The organism is Kineococcus aurantiacus, from assembly GCF_013409345.1.
Taxonomy (GTDB): Bacteria; Actinomycetota; Actinomycetes; order Actinomycetales; family Kineococcaceae; genus Kineococcus; species Kineococcus aurantiacus.
The window spans coordinates 1,078,286-1,099,687 of the sequence record NZ_JACCBB010000001.1 but is presented as its reverse complement, the minus strand read 5'-3'; the positions used below and the strand labels follow the sequence as shown (position 1 = coordinate 1,099,687).

General features: G+C 76.0%; 20 protein-coding genes and 1 pseudogene. 11 read left to right on the top strand and 10 right to left on the bottom strand.

The features are described 5' to 3' along the window. Nucleotides 1–4 precede the first annotated feature (4 nt). From BJ968_RS05205 to cofC, 3 genes and pseudogenes are all read right to left on the bottom strand, one after another. Nucleotides 5–595 (bottom strand): suppressor of fused domain protein, encoded by a 591-nt coding sequence (locus tag BJ968_RS05205; RefSeq protein ID WP_179749825.1) that lies wholly within the window; start codon nt 593–595, stop codon nt 5–7. 14 nt (nt 596–609) lie between these two features. Further along, nucleotides 610–1,875, bottom strand: a pseudogene (gene cofG / locus BJ968_RS05200) (7,8-didemethyl-8-hydroxy-5-deazariboflavin synthase CofG); the annotation flags it as partial. Nucleotides 1,876–1,906: 31 nt separating this feature from the next. Continuing rightward, a complete protein-coding gene (gene cofC / locus BJ968_RS05195; protein WP_179749822.1) occupies nt 1,907–2,548 on the bottom strand; it encodes a 2-phospho-L-lactate guanylyltransferase in 642 nt (213 codons plus the stop codon). Between the two features lie 51 nt (nt 2,549–2,599). On the opposite strand from cofC, the gene BJ968_RS05190 reads away from it, so the two are divergent. Genes BJ968_RS05190 through BJ968_RS05170 form a run of 5 tightly spaced genes read left to right on the top strand, consistent with a single transcriptional unit; the run spans nt 2,600 to nt 7,372 of the window. Beyond that, nucleotides 2,600–3,064: a molybdenum cofactor biosynthesis protein MoaE gene (locus BJ968_RS05190; RefSeq protein ID WP_343077834.1), complete on the top strand. Its 465-nt coding sequence runs from the start codon at nt 2,600–2,602 to the stop codon at nt 3,062–3,064. 16 nt (nt 3,065–3,080) lie between these two features. Next, the gene (locus BJ968_RS05185) at nt 3,081–4,088 is read left to right on the top strand and encodes an FO synthase (protein ID WP_343077832.1); all 1,008 of its coding nucleotides are present in this window, start codon (nt 3,081–3,083) and stop codon (nt 4,086–4,088) included. Beyond that, complete coding sequence (locus BJ968_RS25475) at nt 4,085–5,545, top strand: FAD-dependent oxidoreductase (RefSeq protein WP_179749820.1); 1,461 nt, start codon at nt 4,085–4,087, stop codon at nt 5,543–5,545. The genes BJ968_RS05185 and BJ968_RS25475 overlap by 4 nt, the downstream gene beginning before the upstream one ends. A gap of 22 nt (nt 5,546–5,567) precedes the next feature. Next, nucleotides 5,568–6,698 carry an L-talarate/galactarate dehydratase gene (locus BJ968_RS05175; RefSeq protein ID WP_179749818.1) on the top strand — a complete coding sequence of 377 codons (1,131 nt, stop codon included), beginning with the start codon at nt 5,568–5,570 and terminating at the stop codon, nt 6,696–6,698. Further along, nucleotides 6,695–7,372: an FCD domain-containing protein gene (locus BJ968_RS05170; protein WP_179749816.1), complete on the top strand. Its 678-nt coding sequence runs from the start codon at nt 6,695–6,697 to the stop codon at nt 7,370–7,372. Before BJ968_RS05175 ends, BJ968_RS05170 begins: the two co-directional genes overlap by 4 nt. Before the next feature lie 7 nt (nt 7,373–7,379). Here BJ968_RS05170 and BJ968_RS05165 read toward each other — a convergent pair whose 3' ends face one another. Both BJ968_RS05165 and moaA read right to left on the bottom strand, forming a co-directional pair. Continuing rightward, entirely contained in the window at nt 7,380–7,664 is a 285-nt protein-coding gene (locus BJ968_RS05165) for a MoaD/ThiS family protein (RefSeq protein WP_179749814.1), read from the bottom strand. Then, a complete protein-coding gene (moaA, locus tag BJ968_RS05160) occupies nt 7,661–8,758 on the bottom strand; it encodes a GTP 3',8-cyclase MoaA (RefSeq protein WP_179749812.1) in 1,098 nt (365 codons plus the stop codon). Before moaA ends, BJ968_RS05165 begins: the two co-directional genes overlap by 4 nt. A 146-nt stretch (nt 8,759–8,904) precedes the next feature. Here moaA and BJ968_RS05155 point away from each other — a divergent pair, with 146 nt between their 5' ends. Beyond that, nucleotides 8,905–9,054 (top strand): hypothetical protein, encoded by a 150-nt coding sequence (locus tag BJ968_RS05155; protein ID WP_179749810.1) that lies wholly within the window; start codon nt 8,905–8,907, stop codon nt 9,052–9,054. 59 nt (nt 9,055–9,113) lie between these two features. Here BJ968_RS05155 and BJ968_RS05150 read toward each other — a convergent pair whose 3' ends face one another. Beyond that, entirely contained in the window at nt 9,114–9,404 is a 291-nt protein-coding gene (locus BJ968_RS05150; RefSeq protein WP_179749808.1) for a WXG100 family type VII secretion target, read from the bottom strand. A gap of 164 nt (nt 9,405–9,568) precedes the next feature. Here BJ968_RS05150 and BJ968_RS05145 point away from each other — a divergent pair, with 164 nt between their 5' ends. Further along, complete coding sequence (locus tag BJ968_RS05145; RefSeq protein WP_179749806.1) at nt 9,569–10,156, top strand: DUF4031 domain-containing protein; 588 nt, start codon at nt 9,569–9,571, stop codon at nt 10,154–10,156. A 203-nt stretch (nt 10,157–10,359) separates the two neighbouring features. Here BJ968_RS05145 and BJ968_RS05140 read toward each other — a convergent pair whose 3' ends face one another. The 3 genes from BJ968_RS05140 to BJ968_RS05130 form a co-directional block, all read right to left on the bottom strand. After that, the gene (locus tag BJ968_RS05140) at nt 10,360–11,817 is read right to left on the bottom strand and encodes a S1C family serine protease (RefSeq protein WP_218884822.1); all 1,458 of its coding nucleotides are present in this window, start codon (nt 11,815–11,817) and stop codon (nt 10,360–10,362) included. A gap of 93 nt (nt 11,818–11,910) precedes the next feature. Further along, nucleotides 11,911–13,518 carry a sensor histidine kinase gene (locus BJ968_RS05135; RefSeq protein WP_179749803.1) on the bottom strand — a complete coding sequence of 536 codons (1,608 nt, stop codon included), beginning with the start codon at nt 13,516–13,518 and terminating at the stop codon, nt 11,911–11,913. Then, on the bottom strand, nt 13,515–14,234 hold the full coding sequence (locus BJ968_RS05130) for a response regulator (RefSeq protein WP_179749801.1): 720 nt from the start codon (nt 14,232–14,234) through the stop codon (nt 13,515–13,517). The genes BJ968_RS05135 and BJ968_RS05130 overlap by 4 nt, the downstream gene beginning before the upstream one ends. Nucleotides 14,235–14,417: 183 nt before the next feature. On the opposite strand from BJ968_RS05130, the gene BJ968_RS05125 reads away from it, so the two are divergent. Genes BJ968_RS05125 through BJ968_RS05115 form a run of 3 tightly spaced genes read left to right on the top strand, consistent with a single transcriptional unit; the run spans nt 14,418 to nt 17,596 of the window. Then, nucleotides 14,418–15,143: a HipA family kinase gene (locus tag BJ968_RS05125; protein ID WP_218885510.1), complete on the top strand. Its 726-nt coding sequence runs from the start codon at nt 14,418–14,420 to the stop codon at nt 15,141–15,143. Continuing rightward, a complete protein-coding gene (locus tag BJ968_RS05120; protein ID WP_179749800.1) occupies nt 15,136–15,528 on the top strand; it encodes a DUF3037 domain-containing protein in 393 nt (130 codons plus the stop codon). The genes BJ968_RS05125 and BJ968_RS05120 overlap by 8 nt, the downstream gene beginning before the upstream one ends. A gap of 28 nt (nt 15,529–15,556) precedes the next feature. After that, nucleotides 15,557–17,596 (top strand): M3 family metallopeptidase, encoded by a 2,040-nt coding sequence (locus tag BJ968_RS05115; RefSeq protein WP_179749798.1) that lies wholly within the window; start codon nt 15,557–15,559, stop codon nt 17,594–17,596. An 18-nt stretch (nt 17,597–17,614) separates the two neighbouring features. Here BJ968_RS05115 and BJ968_RS05110 read toward each other — a convergent pair whose 3' ends face one another. After that, nucleotides 17,615–20,269, bottom strand: a complete 2,655-nt coding sequence (locus BJ968_RS05110; protein ID WP_179749796.1) for an ExeM/NucH family extracellular endonuclease — start codon at nt 20,267–20,269, stop codon at nt 17,615–17,617. 116 nt (nt 20,270–20,385) lie between these two features. Here BJ968_RS05110 and BJ968_RS05105 point away from each other — a divergent pair, with 116 nt between their 5' ends. Beyond that, entirely contained in the window at nt 20,386–21,402 is a 1,017-nt protein-coding gene (locus BJ968_RS05105) for a zinc-binding dehydrogenase (RefSeq protein ID WP_179749794.1), read from the top strand.

Genomic DNA, 21,402 nt, shown 5'->3' with positions numbered 1-21,402 from the left:
GGCCTCAGACGACGGCGTCGCGCCGCACGTCGAGGAAGGGCACCTCGGCGTCCTCGAACCGCCGCTCCAGGGCGTCCAGGCCGTGCTCCAGCAGGAACCCGCGCTCGCTCTCGTGCACCGGGACGGCCTGCAGCCAGTGCACGTCCAGCCCCGGCTCCAGGGGGTACCGCGACAGGTGCGCGAAGTTGCCCGGGGCGGTGAACAGCAGGTGCTCGGTGCGCCCGCCGAGCAGGTCCGCGACGATCCCGGGGAAGACCGTCCCCGGCGACAGCGCCCACGGCTCGCCGATCGCGGCGAACGCCGACGCCACGAGCAGGCCCGTGGCCAGCCGCCGCTCGACGTCCTGCAGCACCGTCACCAGCTCCACGCGCACGTCGGTACCGGCCACGACGTTGGGGTAGCGGTGCATCGACAGCGTCGAGACGGACGTGCACCCCGGCGCCGGGGCGTCCTCGGCGGTCAGGACGTCCAGCAGCAGCGTCTCGTCGCGGCTGAGGAAGTCCTCGATCTCGGGCCGGCCGTCGGGCACGAGCTGCTCGCCGACGAACCGGGCCATGCGGACCTCGGCGTCGGTGGGCGGGTCGAACGCCCCCATCAGGCGGCCACCCGCCCCACGGGCACCGCGGACTCCCGCGCCAGCCCCGTCACCGGGTCCGCGAGCGCCGCGACGGCCCCGTGCAGCTCCGGGGCGATCCACGTGTCGCGGCCCGCGAGGGCGTCGAGCACGAACCGGGGGTGGGCGGTGAGGCGCTCGGCGAGGTGGAACCCGGCCTCGCGGGTCGTCTCGGCGAGGTCGTCGATCTGCGGCCAGGGGCGCTCGGGGTTGACGTGGTCGGGGGTCAGCGGCGAGACCCCGCCCCAGTCGTCGACGCCGGCGTCGAGCAGCTGACGGCGCTGGGCGGCGTCGGACAGGTTGGGCGGGGCCTGCAGCGAGACCCCCGGGCCCAGCAGCAGCCGGGCCACGGCCAGGGTGGCGACGTACTCGGGGTGCTCGAGGTCGGCCTCGCCGCGCATCGCGGTGTCGTCCTTGGCGCGGAAGTTCTGCACGATGACCTCCTGCACGCCGCCGGACTCGGCCGCCACGTCCCGGATCGCCAGGAGGGAGTCGACGCGCTCGGCGTACGTCTCGCCGATGCCGACGAGGACCCCGGTCGTGAAGGGGACCCGGGCGCGGCCGGCGTCGCGCAGCACCTGCAGCCGCAGGTCGGGGTCCTTGTCGGGGGAGCCGTGGTGGACCTGGCCCGGTTCGAGCCACAGCCGCTTCGACGTGGTCTCCAGCATCATCCCCATCGAGGGGGCCAGGGGCCGGGAGGTGAGCAGCGCCTCGTGCGACATGACCCCGGGGTTCAGGTGCGGCAGCAGGCCGGTCTCGTCCAGGACGCGGCGGGCCAGGTGCTGGACGTAGTCCAGGGTCGAGGCGAAGCCCCGCTCGGTCAGCCAGGTGCGGGCCTGCGACCAGCGGTCCTCGGGGGCGTCGCCGAGGGTGAACAGGGCCTCCTTGCACCCGGCGGCGGCGCCGTCGCGGGCGATGGCCAGCACCTCGTCCTCGGACAGGTACGCCGCGGGCAGCCGGCCCGGGACGGTCGCGAACGTGCAGTAGTGGCAGCGGTCGCGGCACAGCCGAGTGATCGGGACGAACACCTTGCGCGAGTAGGTGATCACCCCCGGGTGCCCGGCCCGGGCCAGGGCCTGGTCGCGGACGGGGCGGGCCAGGGCGCACAGCTGCTCCAGGGCGTCCCCGCGGGCGTGCAGGAGCACCTCGGCGTCGCGGCGGCCCAGGTCGCCCGCGCGGGCCGCGGCCAGCGCCGCGGCGACCGCCTCCGGTCCCGGGGCGGTCTCGGCGGGCGCCGCGTGGCGGCGGCGGGGGGTCGGCAGGGTGGTGCTCACGTGCTCCTCCGGTGGGTGGTCAGCAGGGACGTCCGGCGCACGGCGCCAGCAGGTCCGGGGGCACGGCCTGGCGGGTGCGGGGCCCCACGCCCAGGCCGAGGGCGGCCGCCAGGTCGGCCAGGGTGTCGACGTCGCGGCGCAGCGAGGGCACCGGCGCGGTCAGCGCGCGGGCCCCGGCCTGCAGGTGGTGACGGGCCGAGTCGGGCCCGAAGCGGTGCGGGACGTCCCCGCCCACCTCGGCCAGCAGCACGCTGCCCGTCCCCTCGGTGTCGGTGACCAGCGCCGGGCCGGGCACGCCCAGCGCCTCCTCCAGCGCCGTCGCCAGGTCCCGCGGGCGCAGCGCCGGCACGTCGCCGAGCAGCACGGCCGTCGGGCCCCGCTCCAGGCTCGCCAGGCCCGCGTCGACGGCGCGGGCCAGCCCGGGGCGGCCGGGGGAGACCGTGACGGCCCCGGCGGCCCGGGCCGAGCGCAGCACGACGGGGTCGTCGCTGACGCACACCACGAGCCCGACCCCGGGCGTGGCCAGGCAGGCGGCCAGGCAGTCCAGGGCCATCGCCAGGGCCAGGCCCCGCCGCTGGTCCGGCGGCAGCGCCAGCCGCGTCTTCGCCTCGTCCCCGCCCTTGACCGGGACGACGATCCGCCAGCCGCTCACGTGCGTCACCGGGGGAGTCTCCCCCACGACCGCCGCGCCCGGAACACCTACCCTGCTCCCGTGCAGACCGGTGAGCAGGACCAGGGGCGCCTGACCGCGCCCGCCCGGCGCGTCGTGCGCACCGCGGTGGGCCCCGAGACTCTCGACGTCGCCGAGCACGCGCGGCTGGTCGGCGACGCCGCCGCGGGGGCGGTGGTGACGTTCGCCGGGGTGGTGCGCGACCACGACCACGGCCGGGGGGTGCGGGAGCTGGAGTACGTGGGGCACCCCGGCGCGGCCGGGGTCCTGGCCGCCGTGGTCGCCGAGGTGACCGCCGGGGCCGACGTCGACGCGGTCGCCGTCAGCCACCGGCTCGGGCACCTGGCGATCGGCGACGTGGCGCTCGCGGTGGCGGTCTCGGCCGCCCACCGCGGGGAGGCCTTCGCCGCGTGCGCCCGGCTCGTCGACGAGGTCAAGGACCGGCTGCCGGTGTGGAAGCACCAGCACTTCACCGACGGCACCTCCGAGTGGGTCGCCTGCCCCTGAGGGTTAGCCTCGGGCGGTGCCCGACGCTCTCCCCGAGGCCCTGGCCGTGGCCGCCTCGGACCCCCACCGGCTGACCGACGCGCAGGCGGTGAGCCTGCTGGCCGCCGACGGCGCGGACCTGGAGCGGCTCGCCGCGACCGCCGACGAGCTGCGCCGCGCCCGCACGGGGGACGACGTCACGTTCGTGGTGAACCGCAACCTCGACGGGACGCGCGTGGGCGCCGACCTCGCCCACGTCCGCGAGCTCGTCGCCGAGGCCGTCGCCCTGGGGGCCACCGAGGTCTGCGTGCAGGGCGAGCTGCCCGCCGCGGCCGGGCCCGAGGGCTACCTGGACCTGGTGCGGGCCGTCGCCTCCGCCGGGCCGGGGGTGCACCTGCACGCCTTCCGGGTGCCGGAGGTGCTCGACGCGGCGCGCCGGCGCGGGTCGGGCGTGCGCGAGTTCCTCGCCGCGGCCCGCGCGGCGGGGCTGGGGTCGGTCCCGGGCACCGCGGCCAAGGTCCTGGACGACGACGTGCGCACCGCGCTCAACGGCGGCGTCCCCGACCTGCCGGTCGCGCGGTGGGTGCAGGTGCTGCGCACGGCCCACGAGGTCGGGCTCACCTCCACCTCCACGCTCGTGCACGGCGGGCCGGAGACCCCCGCCCAGCAGGTCGCGCACCTGCGCCTCCTGGCCGCCCTCGCCCGCGAGACGGGCGGGATCACCGAGTTCATCGCGATGCCCTCGCCCCTGCGGGCCCCGTCCCCGCGCGCGACGCGGGCCCTGCACGCCGTGGCCCGGCTGCTGCTGGACGGCGCGGTCGACCACGTGCAGGCGGCCTGGCCCCGGCACGAGCCGGCCCTCGTGGCGCAGCTGCTGCGCGGCGGGGCCGACGACCTGGGCGGGCTGCTCCTGGACGGCGCCCTGGACCCGGCCGCGGGCCAGGAGGCCGGGAACACCCTGACCCCGCGGGCCGCGGCGGCGCTCGCGGGGGGCAGGCCGCTGCGGCAGCGCACGACCCGGTACGGCGTGCCGGCGCGGGCGTGAGCGCACCCGTCCCCGAGGCCGCGCCGGTCCTCGACGTCGCGGTCGTGGGCGCGGGGTTCGCCGGGCTCGGCGCGGCGATCCGGCTGCACCGCCGGGGCCGGGACAGCTTCGTCGTCCTGGAACGCGCCGGGGAGGTCGGCGGGACGTGGCGGGACAACACCTACCCGGGGGTGGCGTGCGACGTCCCCTCGCACCTGTACTCGTTCTCCTTCGCCCCCGACCCCGGCTGGTCGCGGGTCTTCGCCCCCGGGGCGGAGATCCAGCGGTACCTGCGCGGGTGCGCCCGCGAGGTCGCCGACCACCTGCGGCTGGGCTGCGAGGTGCTGCGGGCGCGGTGGTCGCCGGCGGGGTGGTGGGAGCTGGCGACGTCGACGGGGCCGGTGCGGGCGCGGGTCCTGGTCCTGGCCGCGGGCCGGCTCACCGAGCCGCGGGTGCCCGACGTGCCGGGGCTGGCCGACTTCGCCGGGCCGGTGCTCCACACCGCCCGCTGGGACCACGCGGTGGCGCTGGAGGGGTTACGGGTGGGGGTGGTCGGCACGGGGGCCTCGGCCGTGCAGGTCGTGCCCGAGCTGGCCGGCCGGGCCGCGCACGTCAGCGTGTTCCAGCGCAGCCCCGCGTGGGTCGTCCCGCGCGGGGACCGCGCCTTCAGCGCGGGCGAACGGGCCCGGCACGCCGGGGACCCCGCCGTGGTCGCGGCGTCGCGCTCGCGCACGTTCGCGGAGATGGAGCAGGGGCTGCGGGCCCGCCGGATGGACCGCGACGCGCTGGAGTCGTTGCGGCGCACGGCGCTGGACCACCTGGCGGCGCAGGTGCCCGACCCGGCTCTGCGGGCGGCGCTGACGCCGGACTACGAGATCGGCTGCAAGCGCGTGCTGCTGTCGGACACGTTCTACCCGGCGCTGCTCCGCCCCGACGTCCAGCTGGTGCCCTCGGCGGTGCGCAGCGCCGGGCCGGGGTCGGTGACGGCGCGGGACGGTTCGGTGCACCGGCTGGACGCCCTCGTGCTGGCCACGGGTTTCCACTCCACCGTCCAGCCGTACGCGGCGCGCGTGCACGGCCGCGACGGGACGACGCTGGCGCAGGCGTGGGCCGGGGGGATGGTGTCGCACGCCTCGACCGTCGTGCACGGTTTCCCGAACCTGTTCGTGCTCGACGGCCCGAACGCGAGCCTGGGGCACAACTCGGCGATCCACGTGATCGAGAGCCAGATCGGGTACCTGCTGGGGGCGCTGGACCACCTGGCGGGCGGGGTCGGTCCGCTGGAGGTGAGCGCGGCGGCGCAGCGGCGCTACACCGCTGAGATCGACGCCGCGGCGGGGGAGTCGGTGTGGCTGCGGGGCGGGTGCTCGAGCTGGTACGTGGACCGGCGCAGCGGGCGGCTGACGCTGCTGTGGCCCGATACGGCCACGGAGTTCCGCCGCCGCAACGGGACGTTCGACCCCGCGCCCTTCTTGTAGGACAAGTAACTCGACTCGTACGATGAGTGCCGTGGACAGCATCCGGTACGTGGAACTCTCGACCGCCACCCTGCCGCTGGCGACACCCGTCAGCGACGCCAAGGTGCTCACCGGCCGCCAGCGCCCGATGACCGAGATCGTGTTCCTCTTCGCCCGGATCCGCACCGAGCAGGGTTTCGAGGGGCTGGGTTTCAGCTACTCCAAGCGCGCCGGCGGACCCGCCCAGTACGCCCACGCCCGCGAGGTCGCCGCCGGCCTGCTGGGCGAGGACCCCAACGACATCGCGAAGGTCTACACCAAGCTGCTCTGGTCGGGGGCCTCCGTGGGCCGCAGCGGGGTGGCGACCCAGGCCCTCGCGGCCCTCGACATCGCCCTGTACGACCTGAAGGCCAAGCGCGCCGGGCTGCCGCTGGCCAAGCTCCTGGGCGCCCACCGCGACTCGGTGCGCACCTACAACACCTCCGGGGGTTTCCTGCACGCCCCGCTGGAGGAGGTGCTCGCCCGCGCCGACGAGTCCCTGGCCGCCGGCATCGGCGGCATCAAGGTCAAGGTGGGCCAGCCCGACCGGCGCGAGGACCTGCGCCGCGTCAGCGCCGTCCGCGAGCACCTCGGACCCGACGTCCCGCTCATGGTCGACGCCAACCAGCAGTGGGACCGCACCTCGGCGCTGCGGATGGGCCGCGCGTTCGAGGAGTTCGGCCTCGTCTGGATCGAGGAACCCCTCGACGCCTACGACGCCGTCGGGCACGCCGACCTCGCCCGCGCCCTCGACACCCCGATCGCGACGGGGGAGATGCTGTCCAGCGTCAGCGAGCACCTGGCCCTCGTCGAGCACCGCTCGGCCGACGTCATCCAGCCCGACGCCCCCCGCATCGGCGGCATCACCCCCTTCCTGCGGCTGGCCGCCATCGCCGACCAGGCCGGGCTGGACCTCGCCCCCCACTTCGCCATGGAGATCCACCTGCACCTGGCCGCGACCTACCCCCGCGAGCCGTGGGTCGAGCACTTCGAGTGGCTCAACCCGCTGTTCGAGGAACGCCTCGAGACGGTCGACGGCCGGATGGTCGTGCCCGACCGCCCCGGCCTGGGTTTCACCCTCACCGACCAGGCGCGCGCCTGGACCACCGACTCCGTCGCCTTCGGCGTCGCGTGAGCGCCCCGACCACCCGGACCCAGGCCCTCGTCGACGTCCTGCGCGCGCGGATCGTCGAGGGCGAGCTCGTCTCCGGCCAGGCCGTGCCGTCCGAGAGCGACCTCGTCGCCGAGTTCGGCGTCTCGCGCACCGTCGTGCGCGAGGCGATGTCCCGCCTGCAGGCCGCCGGGCTCGTGGAGACTTTGCGCGGCAAGGGGTCCTTCGTGCTGGCCCGGCCCAGCGACAGGACCTTCGACGTCGACGTCAGCGGCCTGCGCTCGGCGGCCGGGCGCACCGAGCTGCTGGAGTTCCGCCTGGCGGTGGAGACCGAGGCCGCGGCGCTGGCCGCGGCCCGGCACGACGACGCCCGGCTCGCGGCGCTGCACCGGGCCGCGGAGGGGTTCGCCGACGCCGCCGACCGCCCCACCGACGCCGTCGGGGCCGACTTCCGGTTCCACGTGGCGGTCGCGGCCGCCTCCGAGAACCGCTACCTGCTGGAGGTGTTGCAGACGCTGGGGGAGCCGATGATCGCGATGCCGGCGGGCCGGCTGCGCAGCGGGTCCGGCGGCGTGTCGGACGTCGTGGCCGAGCACCGGGCCGTCGTGGCGGCCGTCGCCCGCCGCGACGCCGAGACGGCGCGGGCCGCCATGCGGGTCCACCTGGCGAACTCCATCGCGCGGCTCGCCCGCCGCTGACCCCTCGCTAACCCCCCGCGAAGGGGGGCAGGACGTCGAGGGTCGTGCCGTCGGCGAGCCGGTCCTCGCGGCGGGCGGCGACCCCGTCGACGAGGAAGCTGCACGCGGTCAGGACGCGGGCCAGCGCCGGGTCGCGGGCGCCGAGCTCGTCGACGAGCTCGCCGAGGGTGCTCGCCGGGGCGACGAGGACCTGCTCGGACTCGTGACCGGCGGCCGCGGCGGCGCCGGCGAAGAACCGCACCGTCAGCTGCACGGGGACGTCCACCTCCTGTCCACTCCTGGGGGCGCTCATCCGCCGATGGCGCTCATGGGCCGGGTGGGGTGCAGGAACCCCGGGTCGTCGATGTCGTGGCCGGGCAGCTTGCCCCACATCGCCGCCCGCCACGTCGCGGCCAGGGTCGCGTCGTCGGCCCCGCCGCGCAGGGCCGTGCGCAGGTCGGTCTCCGAGGTGGAGAACAGGCAGGTGCGGACCTGGCCGTCGGCGGTCAGCCGGGTCCGGTCGCAGTCGCCGCAGAAGGGGCGCGTCACCGAGGCGATGATCCCCACGTCGCCCCGGCGCCCGCCCGCGGCGTCCAGCACGTCCCAGGTCTCCGCCGGCGCCGACCCGCGCGCCGTGCCCGGGCGCGGGACGAGGGTGAACTCCTCCTGCAGCGCGGCCAGGACCTCCTCGGCCGTCACCATCTGCGCGCGGTCCCACGTGCCGTGCGGGTCCAGCGGCATCTGCTCGATGAACCGCAGCCGGTACCCCGCCTCCAGGGCCCAGCGCAGCAGGTCGGCCGCCTCGTCGTCGTTCGTCCCGCGCAGCAGCACGGCGTTGACCTTCACCGGGGCCAGGCCGGCCGCGGTGGCCGCCGCCAGGCCGGCCAGGACGTCGGCGTGCCGGTCCCGGCGGGTGATGCCGGCGAAGCGGTCCGCGCGCAGCGTGTCCAGCGAGACGTTGACGCGGGTCAGACCCGCGGCGGCCAGGGCGGGCGCCCGCCGCTCCAGCCCGATGCCGTTGGTCGTCAGGGAGGTGCGCACGGGGTCGCCCCCGTCGGTCCGCAGCCGGGAGACCGCCGCCACGACGTCCTCCAGCCCCTTGCGCAGCAACGGCTCGCCGCCGGTGAAGCGCACCTCGTGCACGCCGAGGTCGCGGACGGCGACCTCGATGAGCCGGACGACCTCGGCGTCGGACAGCACGTCGTCGGAGGCCAGCCAGGGCAGGCCCTCGGGGGGCATGCAGTAGTGGCAGCGCAGGTTGCAGCGGTCGGTCAGCGACACCCGCAGGTCCCGGGCCACCCGGCCGTGGCGGTCGCGCAGGGGCCCGGTGGTGAAGCGCGGGTCAGCGGGACCCGCCGACGGCGGGGCGCTGCGCACCCGCGGGACACCCAGATCGACCGTCGTCACCGGCCCAGGGTAGGCCGCGGGACCGGCCGGTCCCGCCCGCAGGGCGATCAGTATCGGTTTGGTCACTTTCCGCGATTCGCGCCGAAAGTTGGTCAAGAGCGGGTCACGTCCGCTAAAGTGAACTCCAGATGAACAGGAGGTGGCACATGGCCAACATCGGAACGAAGTCCACTCAGCAGACGAGCACCAAGCCCGCCGTGCACTGGGTGACGGTCCGGGACGCGTCCGGCCGCCCGCACCTGGAGATGCGCTGGAGCATCGCCGGGGCGCACGCGCCGCTGTCCCGAGCCGCCTGACCCCACCCCCACCGCCGGAGGCCCCACGCTCCCGCGTGGGGCCTCCGGCGCTCCCGGGGTCAGCCGGCGAACATGCGGGCGTTGGCCGCCTCGACGTCGGCGTACTGCCGGCCCGCCTGCGCCAGCGCCCGCTGGATCTCCTCCAGCGTCGTGCGCACCCGGTCCTGGGTCTGCCGCCACTGCGCCGACAGGTGCTGGAACCCGCTGGCCGCCTGCCCCTTCCAGCACGACTCCAGGTCCAGCAGGTGGCGCATCATGCCGTCCACCTCGGCGGCGAGGTTGCCCGCCGACGTGGCCACGGCCGCGCTGGCCTGCTCCACCCGCGCGCTGTCGACCTCGAACCTGCTCATGGGATCCTCTCCTCCCCGCGGCGGTCCGCGGTCCCGTGGCCGGCCCGGTGGCCGCCCCCGGGGGAGAAGCTAGGTCGGCGCACGAGCGGAGGACGGATGCTGTCCACAGGGCCCGGTGGTCCGGGGGCCCCCGGCCGCCCTGTGCACGCGGGGACGGCGGCGGCGTGACCGTCCTGGTGGACACCGCGCGCATCCCCGCGCACGGACGGTGGTGGGCGCACCTGGCCAGCGACACCTCCAGCGCCGAGCTGCACGCCTTCGCCGACCTGCTCGGCGTCCCGCGCCGCGCCTTCGAGGGCGACCACTACGACGTGCCCGTCGAGCGCATCCCCGAGGCCGTCGCCCTCGGCGCCGAGCTCGTCACCACCCGCGAACTGCTCGCCCGCGTCCGCGCGGCGGGGCTCCGCACGCCCAAGCGGCGGGGCGAGAAGGTGCTGTCCACCGCCGTCGTCGACGGTCACCGCGTCGACGTCGTCCGCTCCGCGGGCGTCCCCGCCCCCCACGGCGAGCACCGCGTCGCCCGCCTCGTCGGGGGTCGCCTCGACCTCACCGACGACGGCGACCTGCCCCGGGTGGCGCACCCCGGTGCCGTCCCCGGTGTCCAGCCCGGTGTCGTCGCGGGGTTCCGGCGGCGCTGGACCCGCACCCCGGCGGGCCTGACCCTGCACCACGACGGCGTCGTGCTCCTCGCCGACCGGTTCCCCGGCCGCCTCCCGGACCGCTGGTGGACCCCCCTGCTGCACCCCGGTTGACCCGCCCCGCTCATCCCCCCGTCCTCCCCGTCCCCCTGAGTTCCCGCTCTTCGCACGGTTCGGGCCCTCGCCGGCCGTCCGGGAGGGCCCGAACCGTGCGAAGAGCCCCCGCCGGGCGGCCGGCGAGGGCTCTTCGCGTGCGTTGGGCGGGACTGGGGAGCGGGACTGGGGAGCGGGAGCGGGGCTGAGGGGCGGGGGGCGGGTCAGCCCTCCGAGCGGGCGGTGAGCGTCGCCTTCAGCGTCTGCTGCGCGCCGTCGCGCACGACCGTCAGCTCGACCGTGCTGCCCACGGCCTTGCCGCGGATCGTGGCGGTCAGCGACTCGTAGCCGTCGATGTTCACGCCGTCGACGGCCGTGATGACGTCCCCGGCCTCGACCCCGGCCTCCGCGGCGGGCGAGCCGTCGGTCACCGCGGCGACCTGCGCGCCCTCGCGGGTCACGTCCCCGACCGTGGCGGTCGCCGACGCCTCGGACATGCTGACCCCCAGCCACGCGTGCTGCGCCTTGCCGGAGGCGATGAGCTGGTCGGCGATCATCTTCACCTCGTTGGAGGGGATCGCGAAGCCCAGCCCGATGCTGCCGGACTGGCTCGAGGAGGACGACGAGCTCAGCGAGGCGATCGAGGAGTTCACCCCGATGACCTTCCCCGAGGAGTCCAGCAGCGCGCCGCCGGAGTTGCCCGGGTTGATGGCCGCGTCGGTCTGGATCGCGTTCGTCGCCGCGGTCTCACCCGTCGTCTGCTGCTGCTGCTGACCGCCGAACTGGCCGAAGGGGTCCTGCGACTGCGACTCGTCCTCCGCCGTCGTCAGCACCGGCCGGTCCAGGGCCGAGACGATGCCCGTCGTGGCGCTGCCGGACAGCCCCAGCGGGTTGCCCAGGGCCATGACGGCCTGCCCCGCCACCACGTCGTCGGAGTCGGCGAACGTGGCCGCCTTCAGGTCGCTCGGCGGGTCGGTGATCTGGATGACGGCCAGGTCGGTCGCGGCGTCGGTCCCCCTGACGGTCGCGGCGTACTCGCGGCCGTCGGACAGCGTCACCTTGATCGTCGCGCCGGAGCCCAGGCCCGAGACGACGTGGTTGTTCGTCACGACGCGACCGGAGGTGTCGTAGACGATGCCGGACCCCTCGGCCTCCCCGGACTGCCCCGTCACGGTCACCGAGACCACGCTCGGCGCGACCGCGCTCACGACGGCCTGCCAGTTCACGGTCGTCTCGCTGACGCCCTGGACCTGGCTGCTGCTGGAGCTGCTCGTCGTGGTGGCCGACCCCGTGCCGGTCTCCTGCCCGAACGCGCCCGTCAGGCCCGCGGTCAGCAGGCTCGCGGCGACGGTGCAGACCACCGCGACGCCGGCGACCCCCAGCCAGCCGGGGGAGCGGCGCGGCCCGCGACGGCCGCCGCCGCCCCCGCCGCCGCCCTCACCGCCGCCGCCGTGCGGCGGGGTGGGGCCACCGGGCGTGGTCCACGGGTCGTGCTGGGCGTACTGCCCCTGCGACTGGTCGGCGGGCCGGCCGTAGGGGCCCTGGTTCCAGTCCCACGGCTGCTGCGGCGCGGTGGCGCCGGTGTCGTCGTGGCCGTCGCCGCGGTGGTCGCGGGCGGTGGTGACCAGCCCGGACGAGGGGCGGCTGCCGTCGGGGGTGTGGCGCTCGTCGGGGCGGTTCATCCTTGCTCACCTCTGCGGGTCGGTCTGGGGCGGTCTTGCCGTACCCCCATTGACGGACACCACGCTGCAGGTGGACCTGGAGCCGGCTGGAACCTAGCTGTGAAACCCCGCGCTCCCGGTCCGGTCCTCGTCCGGGGTGCCGTCCAGGGTGTCGTCAGGGTCGTCGTCCGGGTCGTCGGCCACCGCCACGGGCTGCTCCCCGGCGCGGAACCGCACCCGGAACGTCGCCCCGCCCCCCTCGGTCGGCAGCACCGAGACCGTCCCGCCGTGCAGGTCGACGATGGTGGCCACGATCGCCAGCCCCAGCCCGGAACCGCCGCCGGTCCCGCGGCGGCGGGAGGAGTCGACGCGGTAGAAGCGCTCGAAGACCTTCTCGGCCTGGTCCGGGGTCAGGCCGGGCCCGTGGTCGCGGACCTCCACCACCGACTCCGGCCCCGAGGGCCCCTGCACCGGTCCCACGGCCACCTCGATCGGCGTCCCCGCCGGGGTGTGGTGCACGGCGTTGGCCAGCAGGTTCGTCAGCACCTGCCGCACCCCGGCGTCGTCGGCCAGCACCACCGCGGAGTTCGGGCCCACCCCCTCGTGCAGGCCGGTCAGCCGCACCGCGCGGTCCGGGGCCAGGGCCCGGGCGTCGTGGACGGCGTCGGAGGCCACCACCGCCAGGTCCACCGGCTCGCGCGCGGCCGTCCGGGCCCGCTGGGCCTCGTCGAGCCGGGCCAGCGCCAGCAGGTCCTCCACCAGCCGGCCCAGCCGCGTCGACTCGCCCTCGATGCGCCCCATGACGTGCGCGACGTCGGCCGGTTCGCGCACCGCGCCCTGCCGGTACAGCTCGGCGAACCCGCGGATCGCGGCCAGCGGGGTGCGCAGCTCGTGGCTGGCGTCGGCGACGAACCGGCGCATCTGCTCCTCCGAGCGCTGCTGGGCCCGGAACGAGGACTCGATCTGGGTCAGCATCGCGTTCAGCGCCGTCGACAGCCGCCCGATCTCCGTGCCGGCCGGGGCGCCCGGGACGCGGCGCGACAGGTCGCCGGCCGCGATGGCCGACGCCGTCTGCTCGATGTCGTCCAGCGGGCGGAAGCTGCGGCGGATCGCCAGGGCGGCGAAGAACCCGCCCAGCAGGATGGCGCCGGCGGCGACCAGGAGCGCGATCGAGCGGAAGTCGGAGATCGTGCGCGTCGCCCCCGACAGCGGCAGGGCCACCGCGAAGTTCAGCACCGTCGAGGAGCCCCCGATCCGGCCCTGGAAGAGCAGGACGCGCCACGGGTCCCCGCCCTCGTCGTCGGCGACGGTGAAGGGCCTGCCCGCGCGCGCCGACGCGTAGGCCGAGGTCAGCAGGGGCAGGTCCGGGCGGCTCGTGCAGTCCTGCGACCCGGTCCGCTCGCACGCCTCGATCGGGTTCGCGCCCTCGGCGTCGGCCACCTGGACGTAGTAGTCGGACAGCCACAGCGCCCGCGACTGCGTCTGGTTGAGGTTCGCGAAGGACGTCTCCACCGCGGCCTGCCCCTTGGACAGCAGCTCCTCGTCGACCTGGTCGCGCAGGTTGCGCTGCAGCAGCTGCAGCGACACCACGCTCGTGACGCTCATCGCCAGCACCAGCAGCACCACGACGATCACCAGCAGCCGCACCCGCAGCGGCAGCCGCGCCTCGGCGGCCAGCGCCCGCGCCCGCGCCGCCCGCAGCCGGTCGGCGACCCGGCTCATCCCACCGTCTGCGGCACGCGCAGCACGTACCCCACACCGCGCTTGGTGTGGATCAGCGGTTCCAGGCCCTCGGTGTCCAGCTTGCGGCGCAGGTAGGAGATGTAGGACTCCACGATCCCCGCCTCGCCGTTGAAGTCGTAGTCCCAGACGTGGTCCAGGATCTGCGCCTTCGACAGCACCCGGTTCGGGTTCAGCATGAGGTAGCGCAGCAGCTTGAACTCGGTGGGGGACAGCTCGACCTCCCGGCCGGCGCGCCGCACCTCGTGCGAGTCCTCCTCCAGCTCCAGGTCGTGGAACACCAGGCGGCCGGTGTCGGGACCGTCGGCCGCGCCGGTGCGGCGCAGCACCGCGCGGATGCGGGCCACGACCTCCTCCAGGCTGAACGGCTTGGTGACGTAGTCGTCACCGCCGACGGTCAGCCCGGCGACCTTGTCGGCCGTGTCGTCGCGCGCGGTGAGGAACAGCACCGGGACGGGACGGCCGCGCTCGCGCAGCTTGCGCGTCACGGTGAAGCCGTCGAGGTCGGGCAGCATGACGTCCAGGACGACCAGGTCGGGGCGGAAGTCCTCGGCGAGCTTGAGCGCCTCGGCCCCGTCGGCGGCCGAGGCGACCTCGAAGCCGGCGAAGCGCAGGCTCGTCGCCAGCAGCTCGCGGATGCTCGGCTCGTCGTCGACGACGAGCAGGCGCGCTTCCGGTGCGGAACTCGCAGATCTCACGCCGGCCAGTCTGCGCCCGGCGCCTGGGAGCACGCTGGGGACCCGCCCGGAACGGTGCGTGGGAACTGCGAAGATCGACCGTGTGAGGATCGGGGGGTGCTGCCCGCGTCCCCCGAGCCGCCCGCCGCCCTGCGCCGGGTCACCGCCACCCGCTACGTCCTGCCGCTGCGCGAGGGCGGCAGCATGCCGGGCCTGTGCGAGGCCGACGACCTCGGCACGTACGTCGTGAAGTTCCACGGCGCCGGGCAGGGCCGCCGGGTCCTGGTCGCCGAAGTGCTCGCCGCCGCGCTCGCCGGCGCCCTGGGCCTGGCGGTGCCCGAGCTCGTCGTCGCCGACGTCGACCCCGTCATCGGCCGCGGCGAACCCGACGAGGAGGTCCAGGACCTGCTGCTGCGCTCCCCGGGGGCCAACCTGGGGATGGACTTCCTGCCCGGGGCGCTGTCGTTCGACCCGGCCGTCGACCCCGTCGACCCCGCGTGGGCGGCGGCCGTGCTGTGGTTCGACGCCTTCGTCCTCAACGTCGACCGGTCCTGGCGCAACCCGAACTCGCTGTGGTGGGGCGGGCGGCCCTGGCTCATCGACCACGGGGCGGCCCTGTACTTCCACCACGACTGGCCGCGGGCGGCCGCCAGCGTCGACCGGCCGCTGCGGCACGCCGAGGACCACCTGCTGCTGCGCGCGGCCGCACCGCTGGACACCGTCGCCGACCGCTGCGCGGCCGTCCTGACCCCGCAGGTGCTGCGCGCCGCCGTCGAGGCGGTGCCGGCCGAGTGGGTCGAGGACGAACCGGGCTTCGAGGACGCCGGGGCCCTGCGGGGCGCCTACCTAGACTGGTTCACCGCCCGGCTGGCCGCGACCGGCTGGGTCGCCGACCTGGCCCGCACCCAGGCGGAGGCCACCCGTGGCTGAGCTGGACGTCTTCGAGTACGCCGTCGTGCGGGTCGTCCCGCGGGTTGACCGCGCCGAGTTCCTCAACGCCGGGGTCGTCCTGTGGTGCCGCGCCCGCGAGCACCTGCAGGCCCGCACCGCGCTGGACACCGCCCGGCTGCGCGCCCTGGGCGCCGACCTGGACGTCGAGGCCCTGACCCGGCACCTGCGGGCCCTGGAGGCCGTCTGCGCGGGGGACCCCGCCGCGGGCGCCGCGACGAGCGAGGCCAAGGGGGCCCGGTTCCGCTGGCTCGTCGCCCCGCGCTCGACCGTGCTGCAGACCTCGCCCGTGCACTGCGGGCTGACGGCCGACCCCGCCGCCGAGGTGACCCGGCTCCTGGAGGCGCTGGTGCTGCCCCTGCGCTGAGGCGGGCCCGTGGGGCAGGATCGGGCGCATGGCTCTGGACCCCGCGAACCCCTTCGCCGCCCCCAGCGAGCTGCCGTTCGCGGTGCCGCCCTTCGACCGCGTGCGCGTCGAGCACTACGCGCCGACCTTCGAGGCGGGCATGGCCGAGCACCGCGCCGAGCTCGACGCGCTGCTGGAGCGCGACCTGCCCGCCGCGCGGTTCCTCGACGCCCTGGAGTCGGCCGGGCAGCTGCTGGGCCGCGCCGAGGCGGTGTTCTTCAACCTCGTCGGCACCGACGCCGACGACGCGCTGCGCGCCGTCCAGGCCGAGTACTCCCCGCGGTTGTCGGCCCACCACGACGCCGTGCGCCTGGACCCCCGGCTCGTCGAGCGGGTCCGGGCGCTGCACGAGGACCCGCCCGCGGACCTGGACCCCGAGCAGCTGCGGCTGCTGGAGCGGCTGCACCGCGACGCCGCCCGCTCCGGGGCGCTGCTCGACGAGGCCGGGCAGTCCCGGCTGCGCGACCTCAACGAGGAGCTGTCCCGGCTGACCACGGCCTTCGACGTCGAGCTGCTCGCCGACACCAACGACCTCGCCGTCCGGTTCACCGACGCCGCCGAGCTGGAGGGCCTGTCGCCCGCGGAGCTGGCGCGGCTGGCCGACGGCGACGGCGAGGGGTACGTGGTCCCGCTCGTCCTGCCCACCGGTCAGCCCGTCCTGGAGTCGTTGCGGCGCAGGGACAGCCGCCGCCGCGTGCACGAGGCGTCGGTGCTGCGCGGCGGGCGCGGCGGCCCGCACGACACCCGCGCGACCCTCCAGCGGATCGCGGGTCTGCGCGCCGAGCGCGCCGCGCTGCTCGGCCACCCCGACCACGCCTCCTGGGTCGTGGCCGACGAGACCGCCGGCGACGTCGAGGCCGCCGCCGGGATGCTGCGCCGCCTGGCGCCCGCCGCCGTCGCCAACGCCCGCCGGGAGGAGGCCGAGCTCACCGAGCTGCTGCACGCCGACGGCTTCGACGGGCCGCTGGAACCGTGGGACTGGGCGTACTACGCCGGCCGGTTGCGCCGCGAGCGGTTCGCCGTCGACACCGACGCCCTCAAACCCTGGTTCGAGCTCGAACGGGTCCTCGTCGACGGCGTCTTCGCCACCGCCACCGCCCTGTACGGGCTGACGTTCACCGAACGCCCCGACGTGCCCGTGTTCTCCGCCGACGTGCGCGCCTTCGAGGTCGCCGACGAGTCCGGGCCGCTGGGCCTGTACCTGTTCGACCCCTACGCCCGCCCCTCCAAGCGCGGCGGGGCGTGGATGAGCTCGTTCGTCGAGCAGTCCCGGCTGCTGGGCACCCGGCCCGTCGTCGTCAACTGCCTCAACGTGCCCCGGCCCGCCCCCGGCGACCCGGCCCTGCTCACGGTCGACGAGGTCGAGACCCTCTTCCACGAGTTCGGCCACACCCTGCACGGGCTGCTGTCCGACGTGCACTTCCCCCGGTTCTCCGGCACGAGCGTCCCGCGCGACTTCGTCGAGTTCCCCTCCCAGGTCAACGAGTTCTGGGGTTTCGAGCCGGAGGTGCTCGCCGGGTACGCCCGCCACGTGGAGACCGGGGAACCGCTGCCGGAGCAGGAGGTCGCCAAGCTGCGCGCGGCCCGCGGGTACGGCCAGGGGTTCTCCACCACCGAGTACCTGGCCGCGGCCCTGCTCGACCAGGCCTGGCACCGCGTCGGCCCCGGCGCCCTCGACGGCGCCGAACCCGACGACGTCGGCCGCTTCGAGGCCGCCGCGCTCGCCGAGGCCGGGGTCGGGCTGGAGACCGTCCCGCCCCGCTACCGCAGCACCTACTTCCACCACGTCTTCGGCGGCGGGTACGCGGCGGCCTACTACTCCTACGTGTGGAGCGAGGTCCTCGACGCCGACACCGTCGAGTGGTTCGCCGAGAACGGCGGACTGCGCCGGGAGAACGGCGAGCACTTCCGCCGGACCGTCCTGGCGCGCGGGGGGTCGGTGGACCCGCTGGCCGCCTACCGGGAGTTCCGGGGCCGCGACGCGCGCCTGGAGCCGCTGCTGCGGCGGCGCGGCCTCGACGGCGTCTGACCCCGGAACCCCGGCGGGTCAGGCGGCGGGACCGCCGGGGTCCTCCACGCCCGTGCCGCGACCCTGCACCAGCACGTCGTCCCCCGCTCCGCCGAGCAGGCGGTCGGAGCCGTTGTCGCCGTTCAGGACGTCGTCCCCGGCGCCGCCGAGCAGGACGTCGTCGCCGCTGCCGCCGGAGACGCGGTCGTCCCCGTCCCCGCCGCAGAGCACGTCGTCGCCGTTGCCGCCGGTGATGACGTCGTCGCCACCGAGGCCGACGACGACGTCCCGGCCGCTCGTGCCGCGCAGGACGTCGTCCCCGGGGGTGCCGACGAGCGTGGGCGTCAGGCCCTGGCAGGTCGGCGGGGCCGGCGGCTGCAGCTCCAGGCCGAGCACCAGCGGGTCGTGGTCGCTGGAGCGGTACGGGTCGGCCGCGTACAGCGCCGGGTCACCGGCGTACTGGTAGGCGAACGACTCCACCGCGTTGATGTTCCAGTGCGTCACGCCCGTCACCTTCGCGGTGAGCTCGGCGGTGCCGAAGGCGTGGTCGAGGGAACCGGACAGCCCGTCGAAGACGTAGCTGTAGCGGCCCGGGTCGAACTGCGCCCCGAGGTCGGTCAGCCCCGCGTCGTGCAGCGCCACGACCGGGTCCTCCTGCGAGTAGGCGTTGAAGTCGCCCAGGGCCACCACGTCGGGGTCACCGCTGCTCTGCCGCAGCCGCTCGACGAACGCGGCCAGCGACGCCGCCTGCCGGGTGCGGTCGCCGTTCCACTGGCCCTGCCCGTCGCCGGCGTCGACGTTGTCGCCCGTCGGCGCCCCGGGGCTCTTGGACTTGAAGTGGTTCGCCACCACGGTGAGCACGTCACCCTCGGCGGTGGCGCGGAACGTCTGGGCGATCGGCTCGCGGGCGTTGGACCAGACGGTCTCGTCGACCAGGCCCACCGGGGCCCCGACCGGTTCGACGGCGTCGGTGCGGTAGACGATCCCGTTGCGGATGACGTCGCGGTCCACGGCGTACAGCTCGGCCGGCAGCGGCACGTACGCCCACACGTCCGAGCCCTCGGCCGCGTTGAGCCGCCGGACGAGGTCGGCCAGCGCCGTGTCCGCGTTCCCCGGGGTCAGGCCCGTGGAGTCGGTGTCCTCGATCTCCAGGAGGGTCACGACGTCGGCGCCCAGCCCGCGGACCGCCGGGACGATCTTGCCGGCCTGCTCGTCCAGCTCGGCCTGGTTCGCGGCCCCGCGCCCGGCGCCGCCGAAGGTGAGGAAGTAGTTCAAGACGTTGAACGCCCCGACCTGCAGGTCCCCGCCGACCGCGGCGGGCGCCTCGGGACGGGTGTCCTGCGGCGCGAGCAGGCCGTCGGCGGTGCCCTCGGCCGGGACGAGGCGCCACTCGTCGAAGCCGTACCCGAGCACGACCGGTTCGCGCAGCTGCGCCACGTCGCCCACGCGCACGGGGGAGTCCGGCGACAGGTACGGGCGGGCGGTGGCGCTGGTGCGGGCGCTGACCGCGTCGTCGAGCAGGACCCGGCGCTCGGCGTCGGCCGCGGCGAGCGCGACCGCCTCCGGGCTGCCCGGCCGGGCCAGCTCGGTGGGCTGGACCAGGAGCCCACCCTGCGACAGCGTCAGCTCCCCGTAGGAGGTCAGGGCGTACACCTCGCTGACGGTCAGCTCGTCGGCGGGGACCACGAGCACCCCCTCCAGCACCTCGCGCGCGGCGTCCCCGGCGGGCAGGTCGAGGACGGCCGGGGCGGGCAGGTCGGCCGCCGTCCCGTCCGCGCAGACCGCCACGGCGGCACCGGCGTCGACCTGGGTCTGGTCGTAGTACTCCTGCGCGGTCCCGGTGACGCTCACCGTGTCGCCCAGACCGACGGCGACGTCGCTGTGGACGAAGACGCCGTCGGAGGTGGTGGCGTCGCCGTCGCCGTCGGGGTCCTGGAGGTAGAAGCCCGACAGGCCCGGGGTGGCGCCCACGACGGTCCCGCGCACGGTGACCCGCTGCCCGGCCAGCGGCGTCGTCGCGCCGCTGCCCTGGACCTGGCCGACCTCGTGGGTGGGGGCGCTGTCGCAGGAACCCGACGGCTCCTGGCCGTCGCCGGCGGCGGCGGTGTTGAGCGCCCCCGGGCTGGCGGTGGCCGGGCCCGACCACACCAGGGCTCCGGAGGCGTCGACGGTGCGCTGCAGGGACTGCCCGACCGGGGTGGTGGCGCTCTCGGCGACGCCGACGTCGGTGCTGGTCAGCCCGGCGGCGGGACCGCCGACGGCGGTCAGGGGGCCCTCGTAGCTGAGGAACTCCAGCACCGCGCCGTCGGCGCCCACGAGGGCGACGCCGTCGGGGGAACCGTTCTGCACGCCGTTGGCGGGGTACTGGACCACCGCCACGGCGGGGGCGCCGGCCGGGGCCGTCACCGCGGGCAGGGCGTCGGTGTCGTACACCGCGCCGTTGCCGCCGTTGTAGAGCACGACCGACAGCCCCGCCGAGCTGGTGCCCGCGGGCAGCTGCACCTCGACGAACTCCCCGCTGTCGGTGCCGTCGTTGTCGTAGTGGAGCTCTGAGACGAAGGGGGTGGCCAGGGTGGCCGCCGAGGCCGGGAGCGCAGCGACGACGGGCAGGCCCAGGGCCGTCAGCGAGACGGCGGCGGCACCGACGGCGGCGCGCCGGGTGCAGGCACCCAGGCGGCCGGGGACGAGGAACATGCGGGTCCTTCCGGGAGTGACGACGGACGGTCGCACGCTAGGTGCGGTGTGTGACGTCACTGTGTCCGGGAGGTGAACCGGAATCGGGCGCGACCGGCCGGGGTTGGCGAGCAGTCGTGAAGACGATCGTCTACTCCCAGACCGGCCCCAGCTCCGTCCTGCGCCTGGTCGACCGCCCGCTGCCCGAACCCGGCCCCGGGGAGGTGCGGCTGCGCGTCGTCGTCTCCGGCGTCAACCCCACCGACTGGAAGTCCCGCTCCGGGGCCACCAGCAGCCTCGCGTTCCCCGAGGCCACCCCCAACCAGGACGGTGCGGGTGTCGTCGACGCCGTCGGCCCCGGCGTCGAGGACCTCGCCGTGGGCGACCGGGTGTGGACGTGCATGGCCGCGCAGGGCCGGCCCACCGGCACCGCCCAGGAGCACACCGTCCTGCCCGCCGACCGCGTCACCCGCCTGCCCGACGGGGTCTCCTTCGACGTCGGCGCCTCCCTCGGCGTGCCCGCCGTCACCGCCCACCGCGCCCTGACCGTCGCCGAGGACGGCCCGAGCCGGCTCGCGCCCGGCGCGCTCGCCGGCCGCACCGTCCTCGTCGCCGGGGGAGCCGGCGCGGTGGGCAACGCCGCGATCCAGCTCGCCCGCTGGGCCGGCGCGACCGTCGTCACCACCGTCAGCAGCCCCACGAAGGCCGACCTGGCGCGCGCCGCCGGCGCCCACCACGTCGTGAACTACCGCGAGGGCGACCCGGCCGCCGCGGTCCGCGAGGTCGCCCCCGACGGCGTCGACCTCGTCGTCGAGGTGGCCCCGGCGCAGAACGCCGCGCTCGACCTGCAGGTCGTGCGGCCCCGCGCCTCCATCGCCGTCTACGCCAACAACGGCGGCGACGAGGTGCGGCTCGACGTGCGCCCCAACATGGTGACCAACGCCCGGTGGCAGTTCATCCTCATGTACACGATGGGCGCGCAGGCCCTGGCCGCGGCGGCGCAGGACGTCACCGCCGCCCTGCGCGACGGGGCGTTCGGCGTCGGCGAGGAGCACGGCCTGCCGCTGACCCGCTTCGCCCTGGCGGACACCGCCGCCGCCCACGACGCCGTCGAGGACGGCGTCGTCGGCAAGGTCCTCATCGACGTCGGCTGA

What these genes read in the sequence shown, in the direction of transcription:
- BJ968_RS05205 (WP_179749825.1), bottom strand. Translation starts at nt 595, where the DNA reads ATGGGGGCGTTCGACCCGCCCACCGACGCCGAGGTCCGCATGGCCCGG.
- BJ968_RS05175 (WP_179749818.1), top strand. Translation starts at nt 5,568, where the DNA reads ATGAGTGCCGTGGACAGCATCCGGTACGTGGAACTCTCGACCGCCACC.
- BJ968_RS05165 (WP_179749814.1), bottom strand. Translation starts at nt 7,664, where the DNA reads ATGAGCGCCCCCAGGAGTGGACAGGAGGTGGACGTCCCCGTGCAGCTG.
- BJ968_RS05155 (WP_179749810.1), top strand. Translation starts at nt 8,905, where the DNA reads ATGGCCAACATCGGAACGAAGTCCACTCAGCAGACGAGCACCAAGCCC.
- BJ968_RS05150 (WP_179749808.1), bottom strand. Translation starts at nt 9,404, where the DNA reads ATGAGCAGGTTCGAGGTCGACAGCGCGCGGGTGGAGCAGGCCAGCGCG.
- BJ968_RS05140 (WP_218884822.1), bottom strand. Translation starts at nt 11,817, where the DNA reads ATGAACCGCCCCGACGAGCGCCACACCCCCGACGGCAGCCGCCCCTCG.
- BJ968_RS05135 (WP_179749803.1), bottom strand. Translation starts at nt 13,518, where the DNA reads ATGAGCCGGGTCGCCGACCGGCTGCGGGCGGCGCGGGCGCGGGCGCTG.
- BJ968_RS05125 (WP_218885510.1), top strand. Translation starts at nt 14,418, where the DNA reads ATGCCGGGCCTGTGCGAGGCCGACGACCTCGGCACGTACGTCGTGAAG.
- BJ968_RS05115 (WP_179749798.1), top strand. Translation starts at nt 15,557, where the DNA reads ATGGCTCTGGACCCCGCGAACCCCTTCGCCGCCCCCAGCGAGCTGCCG.
- BJ968_RS05110 (WP_179749796.1), bottom strand. Translation starts at nt 20,269, where the DNA reads ATGTTCCTCGTCCCCGGCCGCCTGGGTGCCTGCACCCGGCGCGCCGCC.